We start from the raw sequence: 21763 nt of genomic DNA on the forward strand, positions 1-21763 counted from the left end.
GGCTAGGCGTTCCCTTGTGTCTCGATCGCTGCGACTTCGGCGGTCAAATGTGCATTGTGAGCGGCGAGAAAGGCGCCCATGGCGGTTTCGACTTCCTCCAATGCCTGGAGGCCAGAGCCGGTGACCTGGAAAGCCATCTCGATGCCGGCAATGATCAGGTTGCGCGCCAGATGAAGCTGTTCGTCCTTGCTCATCGACATGCCGCCTCCAACTCGCGCTGCAATTCGAGCGCCTGCTGAAATGATTGCGCGAACAAGTTAGTCCGCTCTGTCTCGGCAGGCGGATTGGCCGGATTGCAGCCGAGCGGGGTATCTGGCAGCGGCGACATTTCCCAGGGACGCAGGCCCAATGCCTGATGCAGCGCGCGGAAATCGCGTGCGCGGTAGGCATCGATTGCCGCCTCTGTGATCTTGAACGCTCGGGATTTGTCTTTGCGACGCTTAACAGGCATCCTTATGGCCTCCCAAATTGGTCGAGCGCCCAAGGCGTCTCGCGTGTGTCTTTGGGCACCCATGTGACCAGGAAAGCATGCCCGAGCCGCTTCCATGCCTCGGGAAGAGCGGCTTTAACCTCGGCGTCCGAGAAGAGCCCAAACAGCTCCAGATCATGGAAGAAATCGAACTCGCATTCGAACGCGGTCGACCATGCAGCAATCTCTGCCAACGAGTCGGTTCTGCGTTTCGCAAGACGTCTTTTGACTGGCATCAGGCGCCCCTTCTGTTGGAACGCAAGGCAGGAGGCCGTGTACGGCTGGGTGGCGCGTCAACATCGAGGTCCAGTTCTCGGACCAGGCGCGCAAAGCCTGTCCTGGCGTCCTTCTCGATGCCCACCGCTGGGTGAGCACGCACGTTCTTGCGGTCGTCTGTGGTCGTGATCCCTTCCTTGTCGATCACGGCTCGGGCCTGCTGCGAACGGTCCCACGCTTCGGCCGCAAGTTGCAGAAGCCGCAGATGGTGCGGCTCTAGTTCGTAGTCAGTGACAACACCGCGCCACCAGGCCTTGGCCTCGTCGCTCAGGTGTCCAGGTGGGTTTGGCCCGCGTCTTTTCATGGCTCAATCATTGGTGTGGGGAAACGGGGGCACCGTTCGGCAATGTTGTGCCTCGGGAGCGGTCGCAGGAATTAATTTTGAAAAGGCCTTTTCGGCCCCCCCCGGGTTTGCATGGCTCATGGTATTGCCCTCCATGCGTCAGCACGGGCAGCGGCTCGCCATTGCTGATGGTCAAGGTTCTCTTCATCAATCGGCATAGGCAGGGCATCGAACGACTGCATGAAGCAGTTGTCGTCGCGATCGTAGCCCATGAGCCAGATGGTGCGGCGATCCTCGCAAAGCACGACGTCGATCTGTTCAAGCCTGAGTGTCGGCATGTGCCTTCTCCAACTTCTCGACGGCGCCACGCTTCACAACCAAGCGCCAGCCCATCGGGCTCTCGTTTGGACGTAACCCTTTGCTCTCGATCTCGCTGTGCCAGAGCCCGCCTTGATGGCTGACGAAGTCCCCTGGTGCGTACGTTGAATCCGTCTTCCACGAGCCGCGATAGGGAATGTTCAGCTCGACCTTTCGTGCGGAGGATGACGGCTCCCAGAACTTGCGGCCGTCGTCACCCTCGCGCAGGATCTCAAACACGCTGTCCGGGTTCGCGCCGTCCTTGCAGATACTCACTTCCCCCAGCATCCACTGGCCGTAGAATGCCTTGTCCTCGACGATGCCCTGCAAACGCAATGACGAGTTGACGGCGGCGCCAGAGAAGCAGCGCAATTCGCCTCGCTCGATCAAACCCCAAGCGAAATCACCGGATTCGTTGTCATTCAATTCGGCACGAACATAGACCAGCCGGTTGGTCTTCCTGATATAGAACACGCTGCCGATGGGCGCGTTGTGTCCCTTGTGGCTGCTCAAAAGCGAGACGGGCAATTCAGCGTCGACGCCATGAGCAATGAGGCTGTAGTTGTGAGTGTTGATTGTCGAACTGGACGCCAAGCCGTGGATGCGCCTTGACCCCGGTCGCGGTGGAATTGACATCTCGAAGTCGTCGCCGCCGCATGCCGTCCATTTCGACTTGGTTGGCTCCGCCATTGGCTTGGGCGCATATTGCGCTTCGATTTCGGCCAAACGCTTTTCCTCGATCTCGCGCCAGATGCGATCGATGGTTTCGTCGTGGGTTTCCTGCCTGCGCAATTCGAGCACTCCATCAGCCACGCATGTCGCGCGTCAGGTAGCCGCTTGGCGCCTTCCTGCTGGCAGGCACCGTTGCCTTTGCCGACACGGTTGGCAGAGAGCGCCAGAACTTTTCGGACAAATGGCCGGTCGGCTTCAGGCCTCGGCACAAGTCGAACCTCGCTTCGTAAAGTTTTCCATTGAGGCGGCAGCGCTCACCTTCGCGATAGCTGATCTTTGGATGCCATTGGTCTGTCATTGGCGTGATCCTTTCGCGATCATCCTGGTGATGGTGTTTGCGCTCGGCTCCAAAAGCCTTCGAGCCATGAGTGCGTCATTGATGACTCCGGGAAGCTCAAGTCCCGCTTCGCGCGCCTGAGCCCCAAGGATCGACGCGATATCCAGCATTTCCAGAACTTCACTGAGACGCTGGCTGATCGCCGATCCAAGGCTGGTGACGTCTCCGGCAAGACAGTTGCGGACCTGCTCTCGATAGATCGTCCGAAGACGATCGAACTCAGCCCGGGTTTCTCGGTCGCGTAGGTCGGCCTCCGAAAGCTCGATAGCCAAGCCTTTCAGCATTTCCTGCAGCTGATGCGTCGGAATCTTCGCCCTGGAAGGGTTGTCGATGTTGGCTTCGACCTTCAGTGCTTCGAGCCTGCCGCTCAGACTCCGCCGAGCGTCGGAGGCTTTGCGGTAGGCATTTTCCGCCGCGACGAATTCCGAGGTCGGTCTCGGGAGCTTCAGTGCTGATCTGAAGTAAGCGGCGCCGGCCGTTTTCGAAGGGCGAGATATCTTGGCAGCGATGTTCATGCCATTATGTGCCATCGCAAACGCGATGCGTCCCGTCGCGTTTGTCACGTCTGCCGAAAATATTCCCGCAGAGCCGCTACGTCGGCTTTCCATCTGCCGCCGGCGCGTTGGCCGAAACCTTTCCGCCGGCACAAGTTCCGGATGGTGTCGATCTTCTGGCCGAGAGCCTCGGCGGCAACCGCCGTCTCGACCAAATCTCCAGAACTCCGATCCTCGAACTCAGTTTCGATCTCGGCGACCAGCGCTGTGATTTGCGCGAGCTGGCGTCTGATCGCTGCGAGTTTGCGGACAGTGCTCATTGGACGGCACCTCGCGATGTATGCGACGGAGTGCTCTCGCAGCCGGGTAGAGCGCCGACGTTCGATCCTGGCGCCTCTTCCCTCCAGAGCCACTTGCGGCGGTTGGTGACGGTCGCAAACTTTTGCGATTGGCGAAGGTTTAAGTTCTTTTTTTTGTTCTTTTTAGATTCGGGTCTATGTTCTGGTCTGTGTTCTGTTCCTTCTCGGTCTCTGTTCTGTGTGTCGAGAGGCTGTCTACAGGCTGTCGAGAGGCTCATAGTCTGCCACCTCTCATCAATCGAGAACTGGCCAGGGCCGAAGTGATCGGCTGCACGACGGGATCATCCCACGGTGCCTTCTCCTCCTGCTTCTGATCGGGTGAAGGGAAAGTCTTCCTGCCCCACTCGGTCTCCAGAAAGTCCGCCTCGGCAAGCTCTCTGATATCGTCGCTGTCAATGTTGGAGATGATTTTCATCGTCCCCTTGGCATGGTCCTTGTTGGTCGGGATGTTGCCTTTATGCTTGAACCATTTCTTGACGTAGCTCTCTTCCGTCCGCGGATCATGCAGGACGAGATCCGCAGCGATGATGCTTGCCAAAGCCGCCTGATACTGATCGGCCCGCCACTTGAGATCGGCCATGACATAGCCCTCACGGACGCGGCAGCAACCTGAACTGTTCTGGTGAGGCGAAGAGATGAAATACAGGTGCAACTGCCGGCCGTCGCCGTCGAGCGACAGGAAGGCGGGGGATGCCCAAATAGAGGGAGAGAGGGGGGCGAAGTCGCGGCTCATGCGGCACCGCCTTTGCGCATAGCGGCATGCCGTTGGCGATGGTCGCTGCGGCAGAGCCAGACGATCCCGTCTAGAGGCTTCGAATATGCTTCGGGATCAGTTTCGATCGGATGGTGGGCGTCCACGTTTACCGTAGAGCCGCATTCCTCGCAGGCCCAGCGGACGAGTTCGCCTTTCTTGATGGCCTGGGCGACCAGCGCATGAGCGCGGCGTGCATGACGGTTGCGATCATTCCAGGCACGTTGCGCCCGCCATTTCGGATCCAGCGCACGTTGCGCGGAAGCCTTAGATTTGCTATCTGTCGAGATGTCACTTGCCGGGAAGCTTGTGGACGTTTCGAGGCCGGTTGGCGCGTCGTGCGCCGCCGGCTTTCGGCTATCAGGAGACCGATACATCGGCGCCTCCCTCGTCGGCGTCGACCGGCCAGTCTGCGCGAAGATTTGCAGTCCTGATCGCCTGGCACGCTTCAAGGGCGCTTAGGCCAAATAGGCGCCGAATGGTCGGGATGATCGGCTTCGGGCAAGCCAGTCGGTTGGCGGCAAACCAATCAGCCGCTTCTTCGGTGCGGCCGGCGTCGGTCTGGTGATCTAGTGTCGGAACGGGGCGCTGCATCACGCGGCCTCCGACTGACGCACAAGCCAGACCGGACGCGACGCGAGCCAGATGTCGATCTCGGAGTCGGTCCAGAACCTGCTATTTTCGCCGAGCATGCGGCCGGGCGGAAAGCCGTTCTTGTCGACAAGGCGCTTGAGCTGGGGCCAGCTGCAAACGATGCCGCGCTCTTTCAGGTCTGCAAATCGCAGAAGTTTTGGTAGGGCCATTGGAGCCTCGCTGGATTCCGCGAGGCGCCACGGTGTTAGATTGCCTCGCGTTTAGTGGCGAGACTTCCAATTGCACGGCGTTTAGCTCAGATGGTCCTAGTCGTTCATGGGTGGAAATATTAGGACGGCTTCAGCAACTTTCCGATCCTGGTCCAAATCTGTTCAACTTGCTTGTATCCCATGGGGATATTGGCGTGGGCCAACGCCTCGGCAACGACGAGCGAGGCCGAACGGTTGCCAGTGCGGCCGGTCGGTTTGAGACCGAACACCTCGGCCACCTCATCGACTATCATGGTGATGGCGATATCTCGAAAGATGTGGTCTGCTTTCTCCGGTCCTGAGACCCTGCGGGGAGGGGCAACAGCGACAAGTGAGCTGTAAGCTGACAATTGAGGCGCCAACGACTGCCCACCTCGGATCGCCTCCAAGATGAGATCACGTATGGCGCTGTCGGCAAGACCCCAGCCTTGGCTCGCGTAGTCAGTATATCCGGTCAATGCTTGGGGATCGCGGCTCGCAAAGTCCTTCATCATATCTCTTACGGCGCGTCGCCCGTCAGCCTTCGACAAAAAACGAACAGACGGCAAGCCTGGGATTTCAATCGCGGTGTCGCGGGCGAAAATTACGCGTCGATTGGCATATTCCAAAGCCTTATCATTGGTAGGCGTGCGCCAACTCATTTTCGCGCCCCCCTCTTGAGCGCCACGACGTTCTTGGCGGCCGGGTTCAAGATCGTCTTCAGGAGGGCATCGAGGCGGGCGAGTGCGTTCGCCTTCTCGGCTTGATATTTATGGCGGTTGTAGATCCCTTCCACGCCGTCGAGGGCGTGTCCCAGGACGCGCTCTGCCGTGTCGCTGTCCACGCCGGCCCGAGCCATCAGAGATCGCGCGCTGCGTCTCAAATCGTGGATGGTCCAGTGGGGGATCTGCACCTTTTCATCGAACGCGACTTTGGCTTTTGACATGCCGTTGAAATAGCCGTCTTTCGTGCGACCGGTGAACACGTGCGGGTTTTCGCCCACGCGGCTGCGCGCTTTCACCACTTCCAAGGCTAGGGAAGGGAGCTTGATCTCGCCGCCGGTGCCTTTCTGGCGATCGTCGCTCGGGACATGCCAAACTCCGTCGATCGACACGTCGTCCCAGCGCAACGTCATGACCTTCTCGCGCCGTTGCGCCGTCGACAGGGCAAGCTTGAGGATATCGCCGAATGTGCCAGCCTTGCTGGCATGCTGCCAGATGGCTCGGATCTCGTCGTCGTTGAGTACGCGCTCCCGCTTCACCTGCGCCGCGCGACGCATGCCCCGGACGATCGGCGAGAGGTAACTCTCGTTTCGGGCCGCATACCAGTTGCAGATGCCCCGGACTATCGCCAACACCATGTCGGCCTGTCTGGCGCCGTTGCCGTCCTCGATCTCGTCAAGCAGGGTAGCTACGTCGCCCCGGCGGATGCCTGTGAACTCGCGCTTCTCCCATTTGGGATAGACGTATACTTCGAGGCAGCGCTTGATCTCCTTTTCGGAAAGCAGGCCCTTCGCTGCCACATGTCGCTTGAGATAATTCTCTGCGACGACCTTGAACGTGTCAGCAGCGGTTTTCTGCTCGATCGGCGGCAATCCGGCTTGGATGCGCTTGATTGCCTCTCTTGCGCCGTCCCTGGCCTTGTCTATGCCGATCATGTCGGCGGCGCCGACAGTGGCCCACACCTGCTTGCCGTTCGGATCTCGTGAAACAGCAACGAACGATTTGGCGCCTGAAGGCATTACGCGAACGTAGTGCCCGCGCAGTTCGGGGTCGGAAAATGTATAGCGTGCGGCCTTGGCTTTCAGGTCGGCAACGCCAGCGTCGGACAGGGTCTTTCTGCGCATCAGATTTGCCCTTTGGCTAACATTGGGCTAACAAGTCGGTGCGGTAACACCGGCTAACGCCCGGCTAACAAGGGCTAATCTGTACGCCAAAACAGCGTCTTACGCAAAGCGGAATTTAGGGGAATTTCGCTGGGGGTAGTGGTGAGGCTCTGACTTTTAATCAGTAGGTCTCGGGTTCGAACCCCGACGCGCTCACCAAAAACATAGCGATATCAACAATTTATGGCAGGTCGAGTGCTTCTTCGGCAGGCCGAGTTTTGTGTGTCCGCGCAGTGTCCGCAAAATCGCCGGAATTTCAGCAGCGACGGGACTGTGCTCTTAATTGAGATTCTTGCGTTTTTGGAAAGTTTGGCGACACTGTGCACTTGGGAGTCGGCAATGGACGACAACAACGTCATCGGCGCGTTTAGTGAGGAAGACGCCGCTCGGCTTACCGGGCTGTCGGTCGGTCAGCTCCAGCTATGGGACCGGACCGGTTTCTTAAAGCCGAGCTATGCCCCTGAGAATAGACATCTTCCTTATAGCCGGGTGTTTTCGTTTCGGGACATCGTTTCGCTGCGGGTTCTGGGACAGCTACGCAACGTGTACAAGGTTCCCATGCAGCATTTGCGGATGGTGTCTCGCACGCTGGCCCATCTCGGCGATACCAAATGGACCGCAACCACTCTTTACGTGCTGGGAAAACGTGTCGTCTTCACCGATCCCCGCACAAACGAGCGGAAAGAAGTGGTCAGTGGTCAGCGCGTTTTCGATATCCCATTGAAGATCGCGATCTCCGACACTCGGAAGGCAATCCAAGATCTCAATGTCCGCGGCGCTAAAGAAACGGGGAACATCGTCCAGGCGAAGTTCGTCATGCAGAACGAGCCGGTATTTGAGAGGACCCGAATTCCTGTCGCTGCCGTGCAACGATACTTGGCCGCAGGCTATTCGCCTGACGCCATAATAAAGGAATTTCCGCTGCTGACAGTCGAAGACATCAATGCAGCGAAGACCTTCACCATGCCGGCTAGCGCGGCCTAGCACATATGGCAAAACGGTCGGTATTCGCATTTCTGACCGATGTGAATGTTCCGGACTCCGTAGGGGATTTCCTGTCGAGCCAAGGCCACGATGTAGGGCGGGTCCGCGACTTTATGCCAAGCGATTCCCCGGATCCTGTGGTTGCTCAAGCTGCAATGGAGGCTGACCGCATCCTCGTAAGCTGGGATAGGGACTTCAACCAGCAACGATTCATGACGCCACGCTTCGATCGTCTCAGTCGCGTCGGATTTTCATGCCCCGAACCAGAGGGCGCGGCACGCTTGGAGCAAGTGCTCGATCTGTTTGAGTTTGCGATCAAGCGAGCGAAGGGAAAGCCGGTCGCTATTCGAATCGGGCGTGACAAAATGCAGGTCAAATGCTGATGAGAGATGAGGTAGGCTGTGAACGGGCGAGCGGCGACGCGCAGGTCACGGCTCACGGAAGAGTCCTAGCCAGTCAACAATCTTATTGCCTAGAAAGTGATGTAGACTCGTGGGCTCCGCCGATCTGGGGCGATCAATTGCTTGGCCGATAGCCATGCCCACCGCTACTTCCCAAGGCTTGGTGGAGCCGGCGATCACCGTGATGATGTTGCGAAGCCCTTTGACCTCGGCTCCTTGGCGATCCCAGCGGGTGTCTATGAACCTCTGAATGTCGGGCGCCTGAGAATGCTCAGGCGCGGTCGCGAGCATGCTCTGCAGACCATCTTGCATGCGGCGCCAGGTCGTTCCCAGCACCTGCAGAACCTCATCTGAAAGTAGGAGGTTCTCGGCAGTGCGGCAGTTCAGCCTTGCTCTGCGGATCCTATCTACATCGTCTATCTCATATGGTTGATCATCGCGATCACGCAGAGAATAGCCGGTGGCGTTGTCATAGACAGCGTTCATTATCTTGTTCGAGAGTTCCTCATAGCGGTTTAAACTCTGAACATCACCGGCTGGGCAAGGCCATACTCGAACCCGGCCCTGGCTTGTGCGTACCGCTTGTTGCCAAATTCGAACGTCGTCATCACCTTCCACAAGCATGATCGGATTGTCGTTGAATACGTTGGAAAGCGGGTGAGCGCCAAAGATTGGAAGTATCTCCCGGATCATCGGTTGGATTGGTTGAAACTCGATGCGGTTAGCTCTCGGCATCATGAAGCCTATGCGAGAATTCTCAGCATCGAGGGCATAGGCAATCGCGGTGCTATGGCTGGCAATCAACACGCGACAAGGTTTGTCGCGCGTCGCTTCAACGAGCAACTGCATCAACCTATGCTGAAGATCGGGGTGCAGGTGCACGTCCGGCTCGTCGAGTAGGAGCCAATTTTCTCGATCGCGATTTGCCGGATCCATAACGGCCTCGCAAAAGGTCAGAATTTCAATTGCCAAGCTGATCAACTCGGTCTCGCCGCTGCTGAGGTCGCCAGGGTTCCTCGCTGAAGCGGGGGCCAGCCGTTCCCTGACCCCGAATGAGTTGCTTTGAAAGTCGCGGAATATTTCGACATTTTCAAGCAGGTCGTTGATTTGCGCGATGACGTCATCGAACGTAAAGTTCGATCGTCTGACCTCTGGGTCAATTTCGATTTTGCGTAGTGCGGCAGTCTGCAATCTTTGAAATTGCGAAACACTCTGGTGTCTGAAACTCTCATCGCGGTTTCGCCTACGCGTAGATGGGAGCCAGGTCGGATCGCGTCGTGCCGCTTCGATGTTGCCTTGAACGCTCAATTCTCCGCCCCGCTCAGGGGTAATATATGAGACGAACCCTCCCTGTCCGAATTCCCGTTCGAAGGCTCTGAGGAGATGGCTTTTCCCGACCCCATTCTTACCAAGAAGCAAATTGATTTTCTCGACTCCGATAAGTGAACGGCCGTCTGCAACGAAATCGGGCATGCCTGATGCCTCCCCACGATACATCGTGGACGCTTCACAGCCAGATTTCAACGGATCCGATGGTGATGCGGCGCTCGCGGCCTTTCCGAGTTCGATAGTTGAGAATGAACGACTTGGCGCCGGTAGCGGTCAGCCGCACGCCGAAGCCCTTGGTTTCCTCGTCGTAGACAATCCTGCTACCGTTGGCTGGTGCAGCCAGGCCCTTTACAATCGCCTCAGACAGCTTTTCCGCCACGTTCCATGTTCTCCCGTGTCCGCACTGTGTCCGTCGGCGTCGCGACAAACTGAGTGCAGAAAATGACATCCTTTGGCAGGGCGTGTCAAAAGATGGCATCTAAGAAACAGTGGCTTACGAAGGGAGCCTCACAATTTGGTAATGAAAGCAGGTGCTTAGGAAAAGCGGCCAAAACGGACTTTTAATCAGTAGGTCTCGGGTTCGAACCCCGACGCGCTCACCAGAAATATTTCGTGCGAAAGTTGCTCCCTGTCAGCAGCCCCCGTCGCCGCCTACAATCGCCGCCCGGTCTTGACGTCGAACAGATGAGCACAGGCGCGGTCGATCTCGATGCGCATCTGCTCGCCCTGTTTCAGTGCCAGCCGCTCGCGGAAAAGGCAGGAGATTTCTTCTCCGGCGCAGTCGACCCTGGCAAATATTTCCGAACCCGTTGCTTCCAGAAGCACGATCGTGCCGGGGATTCCTTTGGCGGTCGTCGCTCGGATGTGTTCGGGCCGGATGCCGTAGATGAGGTCGCCGCCGGGAATGTTGGTCAGGTCGATGCCTTCTGGCAGCGGCAAGATCAGTCCACCGGCGCTGCGGAAAACGCCTTCCTCGACATGGCCGCGAATGAAATTCATCGCCGGCGAGCCGATGAAGCCGGCAACGAAGAGGTTGGCCGGGCGATCGTAGAGATCGAGCGGCGCGCCGATCTGCTCGACGAGGCCGTCATGCAGCACGACGATCTTGTCGGCCATGGTCATGGCCTCGATCTGGTCGTGGGTGACGTAGATGGTGGTGGTTCCCAGCCGCTGGTGCAGCGCCTTGATCTCGCCGCGCATCTGCACTCGCAATTTGGCGTCGAGATTGGACAGCGGCTCGTCGAACAGGAACACCTGCGGGTCGCGCACGATGGCCCGGCCCATGGCGACGCGCTGGCGCTGGCCGCCGGAAAGCTGACGCGGATAGCGGTCGAGCAGCTTGTCCAGGCCGAGAATGCTGGCGGCCCTGCCGACGCGGCCGGCGGTGTCGGCCGGATCGGCTTTCTTGATCTTCAGGGCAAAGCCCATATTGTCGGCCACCGTCATATGCGGATAGAGCGCGTAGTTCTGGAACACCATGGCGATGTTTCGGTCGCGCGCCCTGAGATTGTTGACGACGCGATCGCCAATGGCGATCCTGCCGCCCGTGATCGTTTCCAGTCCGGCAATCATGCGCAGCAGCGTAGACTTTCCGCAGCCCGACGGCCCGACCAGGATGACGAATTCGCCATCGGCGATGTCGACGCTGACATCGTGGATGATCTTGGCGGCTCCGAAAGCCTTCTGAACGTTGTTGATTGTTACCGATGCCATTGGATTTCTCCCGGAAATGAGTCATGTCGGGGCCGTGCCTCAGCCGCCCTTGACGGCGCCTGCGGTCAGCCCGGCGACGATCTGCCTTTGCGCGAACAGGGTCAGCACCAGCACCGGCAGCGTGACCACAAGTGCTGCGGCGGCGAGCGGACCCCAGCTCACCTGCTCGTAGGAAAGCATGTTGTAGACGGCGACCGGCAGCGTGCGGGTCTCGCGGCTGGCGAGCACAATGCCGAAGACGAAATTGTTCCATGAGAAGATGATCGACAGGATGAAGGCGACGACAATGCCCGGCTTGGCGATGGGCAAGGCGACCAGCCGGAACACCTGCCAGGAACTGGCGCCATCGATGTTGGCCGCTTCTTCCAGCTCCATCGGCGTGGTCTCGAAATAGCCGATCATCACCCAGACCACGATCGGCACCGTCACCACCAGATGGATGATGATCTGCGGCCACAGCGTGCCGAGAATGCCGACCCACTGGAACAGCAGGAACAGCGGAATGAGATAGGAAAGCCCCGGCGTCATGCGGGCGATCATGATGACCACCGCCGAGCGTTCGGCCTTGAGCCGCGCGATGCCATAGCCCGCCGGCACGCCGATCAGCAGCGCCAGCAACGTTGCCGTGCCCGTCACCAGAACCGAATTCCAGAAATAGAGCAGGAAATTGTTCTCCTCGAATACCTTCACATAGTTCGACCAGGCGAGATGTTCCGGGATCAGGATCGGCGGGTAGGCACCGTTGTCGATCTCGAACTTCAGCGACAGCGAGATCATCCAGAGGAAGAACAGGATCGCCGGCGAGACGAAGACCAGAGCCGCGAAAAACAGCCCGATCCGGTTGAGCAGCCGTGAACTCATCTATTTGCCCTCCACCCCGATCCATTGGGAGCGCTGGCGCAGCATCAGCAGGATGAAGGACAGCGCGACGATGACGATGAAGAACACCACGGCCATGGCCGAGCCATAGCCGATGTCGTAGTAGGAGAAGGCGGTGTTGTAGAGATAGATGTTGATGGTTTCCGAGGCCGTGCCCGGTCCGCCCTGGGTCATCGCGTAGATGATGTCAAAACTCTTCAGCGCATCGATGGTGCGGATGATCATGGCGATCATCAGGAACGGCGCGATCATCGGCAAGGTGAGATAGCGGAACTGCTGCCAGGCGTTGGCGCCGTCGATCTCGGCGCTCTCGAAGGGCTCGCGCGGCACGGAGGCCAAGCCGCCCAGCACGATCAGCATCACCAGCGGCGTCCACTGCCAGGTCTCGACCGCAACCAGGGACGGGATGACCGTCCTGGCGTTAAAGATCCATTCCTGCGCCGGAATGCCGACCAGCGACAACAGATAGTTGAGCACGCCAAGCTGGGGATGGAACATCATCGTCCAGACCAGCGCCACGGCGACTGGCGTTGCCATCATCGGCATGACGAAGACGCCGCGCAACAGGCCGCGCAGCGGAAATTTGGCGTCGAAGATCAGCGCCGCGACAGTGCCAAGGAACATCGGCGCCGCGACCGAAAGCGCCGTGTAGGTCAGCGTATGGAAAAGCGATTCCCAGAAGCGTTGGTCGACTGCCAGCCGCAGGTAATTTTCCATCCCGGCAAAGCTTCGCGCCTGTCCGAGGGTCCAGCGGTTGACGCTCATCCACAGCGTGAAGGCCCAGGGAAAGACGATCACGGCGCCGACGACGACGAGCGCCGGGACGACGAAAGGCCAGTAGTTGGGAGCCAGACGGATGGTCTGGCCCCCTTCGATGGCTTGCGTCGTCACCCCGGTGCGTTCTGGGGTGATGGCGGACATCAGCCTTGCTCGCTCCGGTCGAGCACCGGCTGGAACTGCTCGGTGGCCTTCTTTAGTTCCTCCGCCGGATCGGCGCCGGCGATCAGATTGGTCAGCGCCACGCCATAGATGTCGCGGAACTCGGTGACCGGAATGATGACCGGCAGCGACAGCCGGCTGACATTGCCCGAGCCGACCACGGCATCGAGCCAACTCGCCGGCATGGTGACGCCTTCGCGCACCTTGGGATTTTCCAGCACCGACTTGCGGAACGGCACGCCGGCACCCGCCTGCAGCAGGCGCGCGCCCATGGCGGGCGAAATCGCCCACTGGCAGAAGAGGTAGGCGGCCTCCTTCTTCTCGCTGGTGGCCGTCACGCCGAGGCCGTCGCCAAAGGTGCCGGCGGCATGCGCCTTGGGCCCCTTCGGCATGACGCCGTAGCCAACCTTGCCGACCACTCGTGACTTTTCCGGATTTTCCATTGGCGGGGCAAAGCCGACGCCATCGAACCACATCCCGATCTTGCCTTGCAGGAAGGCGGACTGGGCTTCGGCCCAGTTGAATCCGGTGACGCCTGGAGGCGCCGACTTGGTCATCAGCCGCTGGTAGAGGCTGGCTGCCTCGACCGCCTCGGGCGAGGTCGTGCGCAGCTTGCCCTTGTCGTCGAGCGGCGTCATGTCGTAGCCGAGCATAAGCGACGTCCACACCGGCGTGTTGGCGTTCTTGAGGCCGCGGCCGACAAATCCATAGGTGTTGGTCGACGGGTCGGTCAGCGCTTCGGCCGCCGCCACCAATTGCTCGAAGGTTTCAGGGTATTTGAGGCCCTTGGCCTCGAACAATTCCTTGTTCCAGTAGACGATCCAGTAGTCGACTGAGAACGGTAGCGAGCGCAGCACGCCCTGGCCGTCCTTGGCAAACAGCATGCCGGCATCGGCGAAATCGGTTTCCACCAGCGCAGGATCGGTCAGGGTCGGGTCAGCGAGATAGCCTGATATGTCGGCCAGCCAGTCGCCCTTTTCGAACTGGCGCTTCTGCACGTGGTAGCTCAGATGCACGACGTCGAAGCTCGGTTTGCCGGAGCTCAGTTCGATCACCGTCTTCTGGCGCTGCTGCTGTTCCGGCGTCGCTTCGGCATTGACCTTGATCCCGGTCAGTTCCTCGAACTCGGCGATGTATTTTATCAGCGTGTCGCTGCGCGGGCTTTTCACCAGATTGACGTCAAGCGTCGTTCCCGCAAAGCGCTTCCAGTCGACGCCGGCGGCAAAGCTTGGGCGAACGCCCGCAAAGCTGGCGGCGGCAAGCGCCGCGGTTCCCTGGAGGAGTTGCCTCCTGGTTGGGTTGAACAGATTGGATGACATTTTCTTCCTCCCGGTGTTGTCGTTGTTGATTGCGCCACAGCGACCGCGGCGCGGCTCATGCTTCCTCAGATTTGTAGCGCCAGCCGGCGCGCCTTTTCGATATGCTGGCTGATGGCCTCGACCGCCTTCCCAGGATCGCGGCTCTGCATCGCATCGATCACCGCCAGGTGCTCGCGCATGACCGGCACGACGCGCCCGTCGATACGGAACCGCTCCTGGTGGATCAGGCGGATCTTCACCGAATTCACCAGATAGGCCTTGGCGATGATCTCGTTGCCCAGCGCATCGATGAACGTGTCGTGCATGGCCCAGTCGATGGTCTGCGCCTTGGCCTCCATCTCCGGCGTCGGGGTTTGCGCCAGCGCCTGGGCAAGCATGTCCTCATGCTCGCGCCGCAAGCGGGCAAGCTCGGCATCGGAGGCGCTTACCGTAAACAGCGCCACCGCTTCACGCTCCATGAACAGGCGGAACTGAAAGGCCTCGCGGATCAGGCTGATGTCTATATGGGCGATCTGCATGCCGCGCTGCGGGATGGTCGTCAGCAGTCCTTCCGCCTCGAGACGCGGCACGATCTCGCGAATGGCGCCGAGCGGCAGTCCGGTGAAGGCAACCAGCTCACGTTGCGACACGAACTGGCCCGGCTTGAAGTCGCGCGCCAGCAAATGCCGCGTGAAGCTGGCATAGGCCTTCTCCCTGAGGGTGGTCGGTTCGTTGCCGTCTTCCATTTCGGCGCGCTTCCCTTTGCCGGTCAGGCCGGTTCCCTGGCAAACAGGCTGTCATAGGCTGCGGCAAGCTGCTGCTGCCCTTGCAACGCAATCGGCTCCAGCGGCGGACGGACCGCCAGCCACCGCTCGTCGCCGGTCTTGCGCGCCACCATGACCTTTACCGCGGGGGTGACCGGATATTTCAGCAATTCGAGCACAAAACTTTCGACGCGAGGATCGTCGCGCCCGTCCTCGGCCATGGCGCGGATTTCGCCCGGGACGAAATTGGCCATGCCCGAGATTGCACCTTGAGCACCCAGTCGCACCGCACGCGCCAGATGCCTTTCATCGCCGATCAGGATCACCAGATCGCCATGGGCGGCAAGCAGCGCCTCGCTGTAGCTCCAATTTCCACCGGAATCCTTCACCCCGGCGACCACGTCGGGAAAAGCAGTGCGCAACCGGCCGATCAGGCCAAGCGAAAGCTGCACCATGGTAACCGAAGGGATGTTGTAGAGCAGCACGTCACGGGCGAGGGGGCCAAGCGCGGCAAAGACGGCGGAAAACCAGCCGAAAAGGCCATCGTCGCCGACATTCTTGAAGTAGCTTGGCGGGGCCAGCAGAATGTTTCGGGCGCCGCGCTGCAAGGCATGCTGTGCCTGTTCGGCGGCGTCTTCGGCGGCGTCGACCAGCACGCCGGCAACGAGTTGATGCGGCAAGATTCCAGCAGCCAGCATGGCTTCGGTCACCGACCGCCGCTCCGTCGTGCCCACCGACGCGCCTTCCCCTGTGGTGCCGAAAAGCGTCACGCTGCCGCAACCCTGCGCCAGGCAACTTTTGGCCTGAGCGATCATGGGGGCGGTGGCGATCTGCCCGCGGGCATCGAAAGGCGTGGCGAGAGCGGCCGAAAGGCCAAAGCGTGATGTCACCGGAGGTCTCCGAAGTAGGTGTATATGCCGTGTTAGCACACTAACATGTTAGTCGTAAATTGGGGTGGTGCGCTTTTTTAACAGCGGAGGGCCTTATCGAGCGGTTCACGGGTTCGAAGCTCATGGCGGATCGAGACCATTGGCGAAACAGCAGGATGGCCCAGTGTTCGGGCGCGGAGCGGCAGCTCCAACCTTGTCCCCATCCCAGTCGATGGCTAAACTCAGCCTTTCCCAGGGGAGGGTTCTGACATGACACTTCAGCTTTCGGCGGATGCTGTCGCTCCTAAGGCGGCGGCGCCTCAAAAGTACCTCTTCGGCCCGGTCGCCGATTTCCTCATGCTGGGCGGCAGCGCCTTTCTCATCCTGCCGGTGCTGTTTCTCGTTCCGCTCGAATATGAAGGTCCGGTGGCCGCAACGATGGTCTTCGTGGCCTATCTCGTGAACTATCCCCACTTCGCCCACTCCTACCAGCTCTTCTACCGCAATTTCGGGCGCAAGGTGACGGGCGACGGCTACGACAGGAGCTTGCAGCTCCGCTACATCTTCGCGGGCATTGTCGTGCCCCTGGTCATGGCCGGGTTCTTTGCCTATGGCGCCGCGGCGGCGAACACGCGCCTGCTCGGCTATGCCACCAACGCCATGTTCTTTTTTGTCGGTTGGCACTACGTCAAGCAGGGCTACGGCATGCTGATGGTGGATGCGGTGCTGAAGCGCAAATTCTTCGACGACCGCGACAAGAAGGTGCTGCTGGTCAACTCCTATGCCGTGTGGATTCTGGCATGGCTGCAGACGAATACGGCGGTCACCCAGGGCAAATATTATGGCCTGGACTATTACACATTCGCGGCCCCTTCCTGGATTACCGACATCGCCATGCTGGCGGCCGTTGCGTCGACGACGGCCACGCTCTTGATGCTGGTCAATCGTTGGCGGAAGAACGGCGGCGGCCTGCCCTATAACGGTTTGGTGGCCTATGTGGCGTCGCTCTATCTCTGGATCTTGATCGCGCGCGTAAACCCGCTTTGGCTGCTGATCGTGCCCGCGCTCCACTCGCTGCAGTATCTCGCCGTGGTCTGGCGCTACCAGACGAACGTCGAGCGAGACAGTTCCGATGCCGAAGGCGATCCGCAGCCGAAAATCCTGTCCTTTCTTGGCCCCCTCTACAGGTTTCGGCTCCTCGGCTTCATCGTCGGCGGCACGGCCCTTGGCTATCTCGGCTTCTGGCTGATCCCATCCGCGCTGACGGCTTTGATTCCCTATGACAGGCAAGTGCTGGGGTCATCGCTGTTCTTCTTCATCGTGCTCATCTTCATCAATGTGCACCATTATTTTCTCGACAATGTGATGTGGCGCCGTGGCAATCCGGAGGTATCGAAGTATCTGTTCCGCTGACTGATGCGCAGACTGTCGAGCCCGGTTTTCGTCAGCTGTCGAGTATGCCATTGCGAGCGTGATCGTCAGTGCAACGGAGAGCCCTGGAATGGCGGAGTGCTTTTCCGAGAGCCGCCTGGAAAAATACCCTGCGGTGGATCTGTACCGGCGTTGGCGCCGCCGGCGTGACCCTCGACGCGTGAGTTGCGGCCGACGTGCGGCGGGATCGGGTGGAACGTCACGAAACCAGTGAGACATTGCCGCCGGCATGGCGCTCGATGCGGCCGGCAAGGTCGAGTTCCAGCAGCACCATGGAGACTTGCGCGGCGTTGAGGCCGGTGTGGCGGATGATCTCGTCCACGCCCACCGGCGTTGGGCCCAGCGCCTCGAGCACGGCGCTGCGTTCGTCCTCACCGGGCGGGGGTGTTGCCGAAAAATCGGGTGCCTTTTCTGGCGGCGCAATGCTTCGCGTTCGCGTGCCCGCCAAGGGTGCGATCGCACCGGAAACGTCGGCCGCCTCGGTGACCAGGGTGGCGCCATCCTTGAGCAGCCCGTTGGAGCCGGCGCAGCGCGGATCGAGCGGCGAACCCGGTACGGCAAAGACCAGCCGGCCCATCTCGCCGGCCAGGCGCGCGCTGATCAGCGAGCCGGAGCGTTGCGCAGCTTCGATCACCACCAGTCCGAGGGCGGCGCCCGCGACAAGCCGGTTGCGGCGCGGAAAATCCTGCGCCCGCGGCTGCCAGCCGAACGGCATTTCCGAAATAACGGCGCCGCCACGCTCGGCAATGTCTTCGCACAAGCCGATATTTTCGGGCGGGTAGGGGACATCGAGCCCACCGGCCAGCACACCCACTGTACCAGTCGAGAGACTGCCCTGGTGTGCTGCCGTGTCGATGCCGCGCGCCAGGCCGGAAACGATGACGTAGCCGTCGCGGCCAAGATCCGCCGCCAGCATGCGCGCCATCTTGATGCCGGCGAGCGACGCGTTGCGGGCGCCGACGATGGCCACCGCCGGCAGGCGAAAGACGGCTGCCTCGCCCTTCACGGCAATCAGTGGCGGCGGATTGTCCATGTTTTTCAGCATCGGCGGGTAGTCGGCCTCGCCGATGCCGACGAAGCGGGCGCCGTTTTCACTGGCTGCGTCGAGTTCCGCTTCGGCTTCCTCCACGGAAGGAATGCGCATGATCCTTTTGGCTCCGCCCGAAATCATCAGCTCGGGCAGCATCTCCAACGCCGCCTCCGCCGAACCAAAGCGGTTGATCAATTCGCGAAACGAGGCCGGGCCGACATTTTGTGTGCGGATCAGCCGCAGCCAGCTCAGCCGCTGCCGGTCGCTGAGGCGCGGCCCGGCGGCGGGCTTGCTCAACCCTTGGCTCCGATCTTGCCTTCGGTGCCGGCAAGAAGGCGCGAAATGTTGGCGCGATGTTTGAAGATGACGATCAGGCTCATCACCAGGAACAGCCCGGCGGTCTCAGGTGTGCTCCAGAAATAAAGCGGGATCGGCACGATGACCGCCGCCGTCAGCGCTGCCAGCGAGGAATAGCGAAACAGAAAAGCCATCGCCAGCCAGACGACGATAAAAATCAGCGCCACATGCCAGCCGAGCGCGATCAGCACGCCGAGATAGGTCGCCACGCCCTTGCCGCCCTTGAAACCGAGCCAGACCGGAAACAGATGGCCAAGGAAGGCGCCAAGGCCCGCCCAGAGTCCAAGGCCGGCCCACAGTCCGTAGTCGTGCCCAAAATGGCGCGCGATCATCACCGCCGCCGTACCCTTCAACGCGTCGAGCACCAGCGTCGCGGCGGCGAGGCCCTTGTTGCCGGTGCGCAGAACGTTGGTGGCGCCGATATTGCCGGAGCCGATTTTGCGCACATCGCCGAGGCCGGCCGCGCGGGTGATCAAGAGGCCGAAGGGAATCGAGCCGAGGAGATAGCCGAACAGCAATGCCAGGATAACGTTATAACTCATTGTTTGCCCTCGCATTTCCCCAGCAACATATCGGTCTGCGACGTGGCGCGATCGCTCTAGCTCGAAAACACTGTGCGGCCCGCCACCAGCGTTTGCAAGACCATGCCTTGCAGCCGCGCACCTTCGAAGCAGGTGTTTTTCGAGCGCGAGCGGATGCCGCTTTCACTCACGATCCAGGGTTCTTCAAGGTCGATCAGCGCAAGATCGGCCGGCGCTCCCGGCTTCAGCGTGCCGCCCGGCAGGCCGAACAGCCTTGCTGGTGCGGTGGACAGTGTTTCGACCAGCCGAAGTAGCGGCACGTCGCCATTGTGGTAGAGCCGAAGCGCTGCTCCAAGCAGCGTCTCCAACCCGATCGCGCCGGCAGCTGCATCGGCGAAGGGAAGGCGCTTGGTGTCGACATCCTGCGGGTCGTGCGAGGAGACGATGATGTCGATCGTGCCGTCCTTGACCGCCTCGATCATGGCCAGCCGGTCTTCCTCCGCGCGCAAAGGCGGCGTCAGCCGGAAGAAGGTGCGGTATTCCCCGACATCGTTCTCGTTCAGCGACAGATTGTGGATCGCCACGCCCGCCGTGACATTGGCCTTGTCGGCTTTCGCGCGCGTCATCGCTTGCGCTGCCATCGCCGTCGAGATCTTGGCCGCGTGGTAGGCGCCGCGCGTCAGCCGTGCCAGCGCCAGGTCGCGCTCCAGCGGGATGGACTCGGCCTCGCGCGGAATGCCGGCAAGGCCGAGCCAGCTGGCATACAGGCCTTCATTCATCACGCCTGCCGAAGCGAGGTCGCCATCCTGTGTCTCATGTGCGATGACGCCGCCGAAATCGCGGGCATAGGTCAGCGCCCGGCGCATCACCAGTGTGCTGGATATTGTGTGCCGCCCATCGGTGAAGGCGACCGCACCGGCCTCGCGCAACAGGCCGAATTCGGTCATCTCGCGACCGGCGAGGCCTTTGGTGATCGCCGCCGCCGGAAAGATGTTGACGCTTGCCGTGTCCCGGGCGGTGCGCAGCACGAATTCGACCAGCGCGACATTGTCGATCACCGGGTCGGTGTCGGGCATCATGACGACGGAGGTAACGCCGCCGGCCGCCGCCGCAACGCTGGCCGAAGCGATGGTCTCGCGATGTTCGCCGCCCGGTTCGCCGATGAAGACGCGCGCGTCGATCAGGCCGGGAATGATTGCCTTGCCGGCGCAGTCGACCACGGTGGCTCCCGCCGGCAGGCCCTGGTTCAGGGCAGCCTTGCCGGCGGCAACGATCTTTTTCCCTTCGACGATGACGGTGCCGACCTCGTCGATGCCGCGTGACGGGTCGACGATGCGGGCGCGCTCAAAGACCGTCGTGCTCATGCGACCCGGCCCTCGTTGCGGCGCGGGTCGAGCAGCGCTTCCATCACCGCCATGCGCACGGCGACACCCATCTCGACCTGTTCCTGGATGACGCTTTGGGGACCGTCGGCGATTTCGGACGCAATCTCGACGCCGCGGTTCATCGGACCGGGATGCATCACCAGCGCGCCGTCCTTGGCGGCCTTCAGCTTTTCGGCATCGAGGCCGAAATAGCGAAAATATTCGCGCACCGAAGGCACGAAGGCGCCTTCCATCCGCTCACGCTGCAAGCGCAGCATCATCACCACGTCGGCGCCCTTGAGGCCCTCGGCCATCGAGCGCGAGACGATGACGCCCATTTTCTCGATGCCGGACGGCAGCAGGGTCGACGGCGCCACCACACGCACCTGCGCACCAAGCGCGTTCAACAGCATGATGTTGGAACGCGCCACGCGAGAATGCAGGATGTCGCCGCAGATCGCTACGATCAGTTTCGACAGCGGCCCCTTGGCGCGGCGGATAGTCAGCGCATCGAGCAGCGCCTGCGTCGGGTGCTCATGCGCGCCGTCGCCGGCATTGACCACCGAGCAGCCGACCTTCTGCGCCAAAAGGGCGGCGGCGCCCGCCGATTGGTGGCGGATGATCAGGATGTCGGGCCGCATGGCGTTCAGCGTCATCGCCGTGTCGATCAGCGTCTCGCCCTTCTTCACCGAAGAGCTCGCCACCGACATGTTCATGACGTCGGCGCCGAGCCGTTTCCCGGCCAGTTCGAACGACGACTGCGTGCGCGTCGAGGCTTCGTAGAAGAGGTTGATCTGGGTGCGGCCGCGCAGCGTCGAGGTCTTCTTTTCGGACTGCCGCGAAATGGCGACGGCGCGATCGGCCCGGTCGAGCAGGAGCTCGATATCACCGGGGGAAAGATCGCGGATGCCCAGAAGATGGCGGTGAGGATAAAGCGGCAGGGACGAAGCGTCGGTCATCTCAAGGCGCTGCTATAGGGGGGAGAATTCCTTGCCGCAAGCGCCAGCTTGGGATTGCGGCCTTTCTCCCCGGTATTTTCGTCGCGCGCGCCGCCTGGCTTGGGCTATATCTAGCCGATTGCTTCGGATTCGAAGCCTTGTGATGATAAGGCCTTTCTACC

Annotated in this window: 29 protein-coding genes and 1 tRNA gene; 4 read left to right on the forward strand and 26 right to left on the reverse strand. The window is 60.8% G+C overall.

Annotation, left to right across the window (positions count from 1 at the left end; all coding sequences use genetic code 11):
- Positions 1–2: 2 nt before the first annotated feature.
- From NKH22_RS19850 to NKH22_RS19915, 14 genes are all read right to left on the reverse strand, one after another.
- Positions 3–194, reverse strand: coding sequence for a hypothetical protein (locus NKH22_RS19850; RefSeq protein WP_352910666.1), 192 nt, complete (start codon positions 192–194; stop codon positions 3–5).
- Positions 191–451, reverse strand: a complete 261-nt coding sequence (locus NKH22_RS19855) for a hypothetical protein (RefSeq protein ID WP_352910669.1) — start codon at positions 449–451, stop codon at positions 191–193. The genes NKH22_RS19850 and NKH22_RS19855 overlap by 4 nt, the downstream gene beginning before the upstream one ends.
- Positions 452–453: 2 nt before the next feature.
- Positions 454–705, reverse strand: a complete 252-nt coding sequence (locus NKH22_RS19860) for a hypothetical protein (protein ID WP_352910671.1) — start codon at positions 703–705, stop codon at positions 454–456.
- Positions 705–1049, reverse strand: a complete 345-nt coding sequence (locus NKH22_RS19865; protein ID WP_352910674.1) for a P27 family phage terminase small subunit — start codon at positions 1047–1049, stop codon at positions 705–707. Before NKH22_RS19865 ends, NKH22_RS19860 begins: the two co-directional genes overlap by 1 nt.
- Positions 1050–1165: 116 nt before the next feature.
- Positions 1166–1366 (reverse strand): hypothetical protein, encoded by a 201-nt coding sequence (locus NKH22_RS19870; RefSeq protein ID WP_352910676.1) that lies wholly within the window; start codon positions 1364–1366, stop codon positions 1166–1168.
- The gene (locus NKH22_RS19875; protein WP_352910678.1) at positions 1347–2186 is read right to left on the reverse strand and encodes a hypothetical protein; all 840 of its coding nucleotides are present in this window, start codon (positions 2184–2186) and stop codon (positions 1347–1349) included. Before NKH22_RS19875 ends, NKH22_RS19870 begins: the two co-directional genes overlap by 20 nt.
- 4 nt (positions 2187–2190) lie before the next feature.
- Positions 2191–2415 carry a hypothetical protein gene (locus tag NKH22_RS19880; RefSeq protein ID WP_352910681.1) on the reverse strand — a complete coding sequence of 75 codons (225 nt, stop codon included), beginning with the start codon at positions 2413–2415 and terminating at the stop codon, positions 2191–2193.
- A complete protein-coding gene (locus tag NKH22_RS19885; protein WP_352910684.1) occupies positions 2412–2969 on the reverse strand; it encodes a hypothetical protein in 558 nt (185 codons plus the stop codon). The genes NKH22_RS19880 and NKH22_RS19885 overlap by 4 nt, the downstream gene beginning before the upstream one ends.
- Before the next feature lie 44 nt (positions 2970–3013).
- Complete coding sequence (locus NKH22_RS19890; protein WP_352910685.1) at positions 3014–3268, reverse strand: hypothetical protein; 255 nt, start codon at positions 3266–3268, stop codon at positions 3014–3016.
- A gap of 253 nt (positions 3269–3521) precedes the next feature.
- Positions 3522–4040, reverse strand: coding sequence for a hypothetical protein (locus tag NKH22_RS19895; RefSeq protein ID WP_352910686.1), 519 nt, complete (start codon positions 4038–4040; stop codon positions 3522–3524).
- Positions 4037–4435 carry a hypothetical protein gene (locus NKH22_RS19900; protein ID WP_352910689.1) on the reverse strand — a complete coding sequence of 133 codons (399 nt, stop codon included), beginning with the start codon at positions 4433–4435 and terminating at the stop codon, positions 4037–4039. The genes NKH22_RS19895 and NKH22_RS19900 overlap by 4 nt, the downstream gene beginning before the upstream one ends.
- A 216-nt stretch (positions 4436–4651) precedes the next feature.
- A complete protein-coding gene (locus tag NKH22_RS19905) occupies positions 4652–4861 on the reverse strand; it encodes a helix-turn-helix transcriptional regulator (RefSeq protein WP_352910691.1) in 210 nt (69 codons plus the stop codon).
- A 119-nt stretch (positions 4862–4980) separates the two neighbouring features.
- Positions 4981–5541 carry a hypothetical protein gene (locus tag NKH22_RS19910; protein WP_352910693.1) on the reverse strand — a complete coding sequence of 187 codons (561 nt, stop codon included), beginning with the start codon at positions 5539–5541 and terminating at the stop codon, positions 4981–4983.
- Complete coding sequence (locus NKH22_RS19915) at positions 5538–6725, reverse strand: tyrosine-type recombinase/integrase (protein ID WP_352910695.1); 1188 nt, start codon at positions 6723–6725, stop codon at positions 5538–5540. Before NKH22_RS19915 ends, NKH22_RS19910 begins: the two co-directional genes overlap by 4 nt.
- 132 nt (positions 6726–6857) lie before the next feature.
- On the opposite strand from NKH22_RS19915, the gene NKH22_RS19920 reads away from it, so the two are divergent.
- The 3 genes from NKH22_RS19920 (at position 6858) to NKH22_RS19930 (ending at position 8131) form a co-directional block, all read left to right on the forward strand.
- A tRNA-Ser gene (locus NKH22_RS19920) sits at positions 6858–6923 on the forward strand.
- Positions 6924–7103: 180 nt separating this feature from the next.
- Positions 7104–7748, forward strand: coding sequence for a DUF433 domain-containing protein (locus NKH22_RS19925; protein ID WP_352910697.1), 645 nt, complete (start codon positions 7104–7106; stop codon positions 7746–7748).
- A 5-nt stretch (positions 7749–7753) separates the two neighbouring features.
- Positions 7754–8131 (forward strand): DUF5615 family PIN-like protein, encoded by a 378-nt coding sequence (locus NKH22_RS19930; protein WP_352910699.1) that lies wholly within the window; start codon positions 7754–7756, stop codon positions 8129–8131.
- Positions 8132–8176: 45 nt separating this feature from the next.
- On the opposite strand, the gene NKH22_RS19935 is transcribed toward NKH22_RS19930, so the two are convergent.
- The 8 genes from NKH22_RS19935 to NKH22_RS19970 all read right to left on the reverse strand — a co-directional run bounded on the left by NKH22_RS19935 (position 8177) and on the right by NKH22_RS19970 (position 15961).
- Positions 8177–9622, reverse strand: a complete 1446-nt coding sequence (locus NKH22_RS19935) for an AAA family ATPase (protein ID WP_023822222.1) — start codon at positions 9620–9622, stop codon at positions 8177–8179.
- Positions 9623–9656: 34 nt separating this feature from the next.
- Entirely contained in the window at positions 9657–9857 is a 201-nt protein-coding gene (locus NKH22_RS19940; RefSeq protein WP_023822221.1) for an integrase arm-type DNA-binding domain-containing protein, read from the reverse strand.
- Between the two features lie 272 nt (positions 9858–10129).
- Positions 10130–11191 (reverse strand): ABC transporter ATP-binding protein, encoded by a 1062-nt coding sequence (locus NKH22_RS19945; RefSeq protein WP_352740931.1) that lies wholly within the window; start codon positions 11189–11191, stop codon positions 10130–10132.
- Positions 11192–11230: 39 nt separating this feature from the next.
- Positions 11231–12052, reverse strand: a complete 822-nt coding sequence (locus tag NKH22_RS19950) for a carbohydrate ABC transporter permease (protein ID WP_023700756.1) — start codon at positions 12050–12052, stop codon at positions 11231–11233.
- Positions 12053–12991 carry a carbohydrate ABC transporter permease gene (locus NKH22_RS19955; protein ID WP_023670984.1) on the reverse strand — a complete coding sequence of 313 codons (939 nt, stop codon included), beginning with the start codon at positions 12989–12991 and terminating at the stop codon, positions 12053–12055.
- Positions 12991–14328, reverse strand: coding sequence for an ABC transporter substrate-binding protein (locus NKH22_RS19960; protein ID WP_023822219.1), 1338 nt, complete (start codon positions 14326–14328; stop codon positions 12991–12993). The genes NKH22_RS19955 and NKH22_RS19960 overlap by 1 nt, the downstream gene beginning before the upstream one ends.
- A gap of 65 nt (positions 14329–14393) precedes the next feature.
- The gene (locus NKH22_RS19965) at positions 14394–15053 is read right to left on the reverse strand and encodes a GntR family transcriptional regulator (RefSeq protein WP_023688610.1); all 660 of its coding nucleotides are present in this window, start codon (positions 15051–15053) and stop codon (positions 14394–14396) included.
- Positions 15054–15076: 23 nt separating this feature from the next.
- Positions 15077–15961: a dihydrodipicolinate synthase family protein gene (locus tag NKH22_RS19970; RefSeq protein WP_023822218.1), complete on the reverse strand. Its 885-nt coding sequence runs from the start codon at positions 15959–15961 to the stop codon at positions 15077–15079.
- 249 nt (positions 15962–16210) lie between these two features.
- Here NKH22_RS19970 and NKH22_RS19975 point away from each other — a divergent pair, with 249 nt between their 5' ends.
- A complete protein-coding gene (locus NKH22_RS19975; RefSeq protein WP_023822217.1) occupies positions 16211–17353 on the forward strand; it encodes a hypothetical protein in 1143 nt (380 codons plus the stop codon).
- 217 nt (positions 17354–17570) lie between these two features.
- On the opposite strand, the gene dprA is transcribed toward NKH22_RS19975, so the two are convergent.
- Genes dprA through NKH22_RS19995 form a run of 4 tightly spaced genes read right to left on the reverse strand, consistent with a single transcriptional unit; the run spans position 17571 to position 21602 of the window.
- A complete protein-coding gene (gene dprA, locus NKH22_RS19980; protein WP_352910703.1) occupies positions 17571–18698 on the reverse strand; it encodes a DNA-processing protein DprA in 1128 nt (375 codons plus the stop codon).
- Positions 18695–19300, reverse strand: coding sequence for a glycerol-3-phosphate 1-O-acyltransferase PlsY (gene plsY, locus NKH22_RS19985; protein WP_023670990.1), 606 nt, complete (start codon positions 19298–19300; stop codon positions 18695–18697). The genes dprA and plsY overlap by 4 nt, the downstream gene beginning before the upstream one ends.
- A 56-nt stretch (positions 19301–19356) precedes the next feature.
- Complete coding sequence (locus NKH22_RS19990; protein WP_352910705.1) at positions 19357–20643, reverse strand: dihydroorotase; 1287 nt, start codon at positions 20641–20643, stop codon at positions 19357–19359.
- Entirely contained in the window at positions 20640–21602 is a 963-nt protein-coding gene (locus NKH22_RS19995; protein WP_023670992.1) for an aspartate carbamoyltransferase catalytic subunit, read from the reverse strand. Before NKH22_RS19995 ends, NKH22_RS19990 begins: the two co-directional genes overlap by 4 nt.
- Positions 21603–21763: the final 161 nt, after the last annotated feature.

Source organism: Mesorhizobium sp. M1252, assembly GCF_040318265.1.
GTDB lineage: Bacteria > Pseudomonadota > Alphaproteobacteria > Rhizobiales > Rhizobiaceae > Mesorhizobium.

What these genes read in the sequence shown, in the direction of transcription:
- NKH22_RS19995 (WP_023670992.1), bottom strand. Translation starts at nt 21,602, where the DNA reads ATGACCGACGCTTCGTCCCTGCCGCTTTATCCTCACCGCCATCTTCTG.
- NKH22_RS19910 (WP_352910693.1), bottom strand. Translation starts at nt 5,541, where the DNA reads ATGAGTTGGCGCACGCCTACCAATGATAAGGCTTTGGAATATGCCAAT.
- NKH22_RS19955 (WP_023670984.1), bottom strand. Translation starts at nt 12,991, where the DNA reads ATGTCCGCCATCACCCCAGAACGCACCGGGGTGACGACGCAAGCCATC.
- NKH22_RS19925 (WP_352910697.1), top strand. Translation starts at nt 7,104, where the DNA reads ATGGACGACAACAACGTCATCGGCGCGTTTAGTGAGGAAGACGCCGCT.
- NKH22_RS19885 (WP_352910684.1), bottom strand. Translation starts at nt 2,969, where the DNA reads ATGAACATCGCTGCCAAGATATCTCGCCCTTCGAAAACGGCCGGCGCC.
- NKH22_RS19895 (WP_352910686.1), bottom strand. Translation starts at nt 4,040, where the DNA reads ATGAGCCGCGACTTCGCCCCCCTCTCTCCCTCTATTTGGGCATCCCCC.
- NKH22_RS19930 (WP_352910699.1), top strand. Translation starts at nt 7,754, where the DNA reads ATGGCAAAACGGTCGGTATTCGCATTTCTGACCGATGTGAATGTTCCG.
- NKH22_RS19850 (WP_352910666.1), bottom strand. Translation starts at nt 194, where the DNA reads ATGAGCAAGGACGAACAGCTTCATCTGGCGCGCAACCTGATCATTGCC.
- NKH22_RS19990 (WP_352910705.1), bottom strand. Translation starts at nt 20,643, where the DNA reads ATGAGCACGACGGTCTTTGAGCGCGCCCGCATCGTCGACCCGTCACGC.
- NKH22_RS19960 (WP_023822219.1), bottom strand. Translation starts at nt 14,328, where the DNA reads ATGTCATCCAATCTGTTCAACCCAACCAGGAGGCAACTCCTCCAGGGA.
- NKH22_RS19975 (WP_023822217.1), top strand. Translation starts at nt 16,211, where the DNA reads ATGACACTTCAGCTTTCGGCGGATGCTGTCGCTCCTAAGGCGGCGGCG.
- NKH22_RS19915 (WP_352910695.1), bottom strand. Translation starts at nt 6,725, where the DNA reads ATGCGCAGAAAGACCCTGTCCGACGCTGGCGTTGCCGACCTGAAAGCC.
- NKH22_RS19935 (WP_023822222.1), bottom strand. Translation starts at nt 9,622, where the DNA reads ATGCCCGATTTCGTTGCAGACGGCCGTTCACTTATCGGAGTCGAGAAA.
- NKH22_RS19945 (WP_352740931.1), bottom strand. Translation starts at nt 11,191, where the DNA reads ATGGCATCGGTAACAATCAACAACGTTCAGAAGGCTTTCGGAGCCGCC.
- NKH22_RS19905 (WP_352910691.1), bottom strand. Translation starts at nt 4,861, where the DNA reads ATGGCCCTACCAAAACTTCTGCGATTTGCAGACCTGAAAGAGCGCGGC.
- NKH22_RS19880 (WP_352910681.1), bottom strand. Translation starts at nt 2,415, where the DNA reads ATGACAGACCAATGGCATCCAAAGATCAGCTATCGCGAAGGTGAGCGC.
- NKH22_RS19860 (WP_352910671.1), bottom strand. Translation starts at nt 705, where the DNA reads ATGCCAGTCAAAAGACGTCTTGCGAAACGCAGAACCGACTCGTTGGCA.
- NKH22_RS19870 (WP_352910676.1), bottom strand. Translation starts at nt 1,366, where the DNA reads ATGCCGACACTCAGGCTTGAACAGATCGACGTCGTGCTTTGCGAGGAT.
- NKH22_RS19855 (WP_352910669.1), bottom strand. Translation starts at nt 451, where the DNA reads ATGCCTGTTAAGCGTCGCAAAGACAAATCCCGAGCGTTCAAGATCACA.
- NKH22_RS19900 (WP_352910689.1), bottom strand. Translation starts at nt 4,435, where the DNA reads ATGTATCGGTCTCCTGATAGCCGAAAGCCGGCGGCGCACGACGCGCCA.
- NKH22_RS19965 (WP_023688610.1), bottom strand. Translation starts at nt 15,053, where the DNA reads ATGGAAGACGGCAACGAACCGACCACCCTCAGGGAGAAGGCCTATGCC.
- NKH22_RS19890 (WP_352910685.1), bottom strand. Translation starts at nt 3,268, where the DNA reads ATGAGCACTGTCCGCAAACTCGCAGCGATCAGACGCCAGCTCGCGCAA.
- NKH22_RS19865 (WP_352910674.1), bottom strand. Translation starts at nt 1,049, where the DNA reads ATGAAAAGACGCGGGCCAAACCCACCTGGACACCTGAGCGACGAGGCC.
- NKH22_RS19950 (WP_023700756.1), bottom strand. Translation starts at nt 12,052, where the DNA reads ATGAGTTCACGGCTGCTCAACCGGATCGGGCTGTTTTTCGCGGCTCTG.
- plsY (WP_023670990.1), bottom strand. Translation starts at nt 19,300, where the DNA reads ATGAGTTATAACGTTATCCTGGCATTGCTGTTCGGCTATCTCCTCGGC.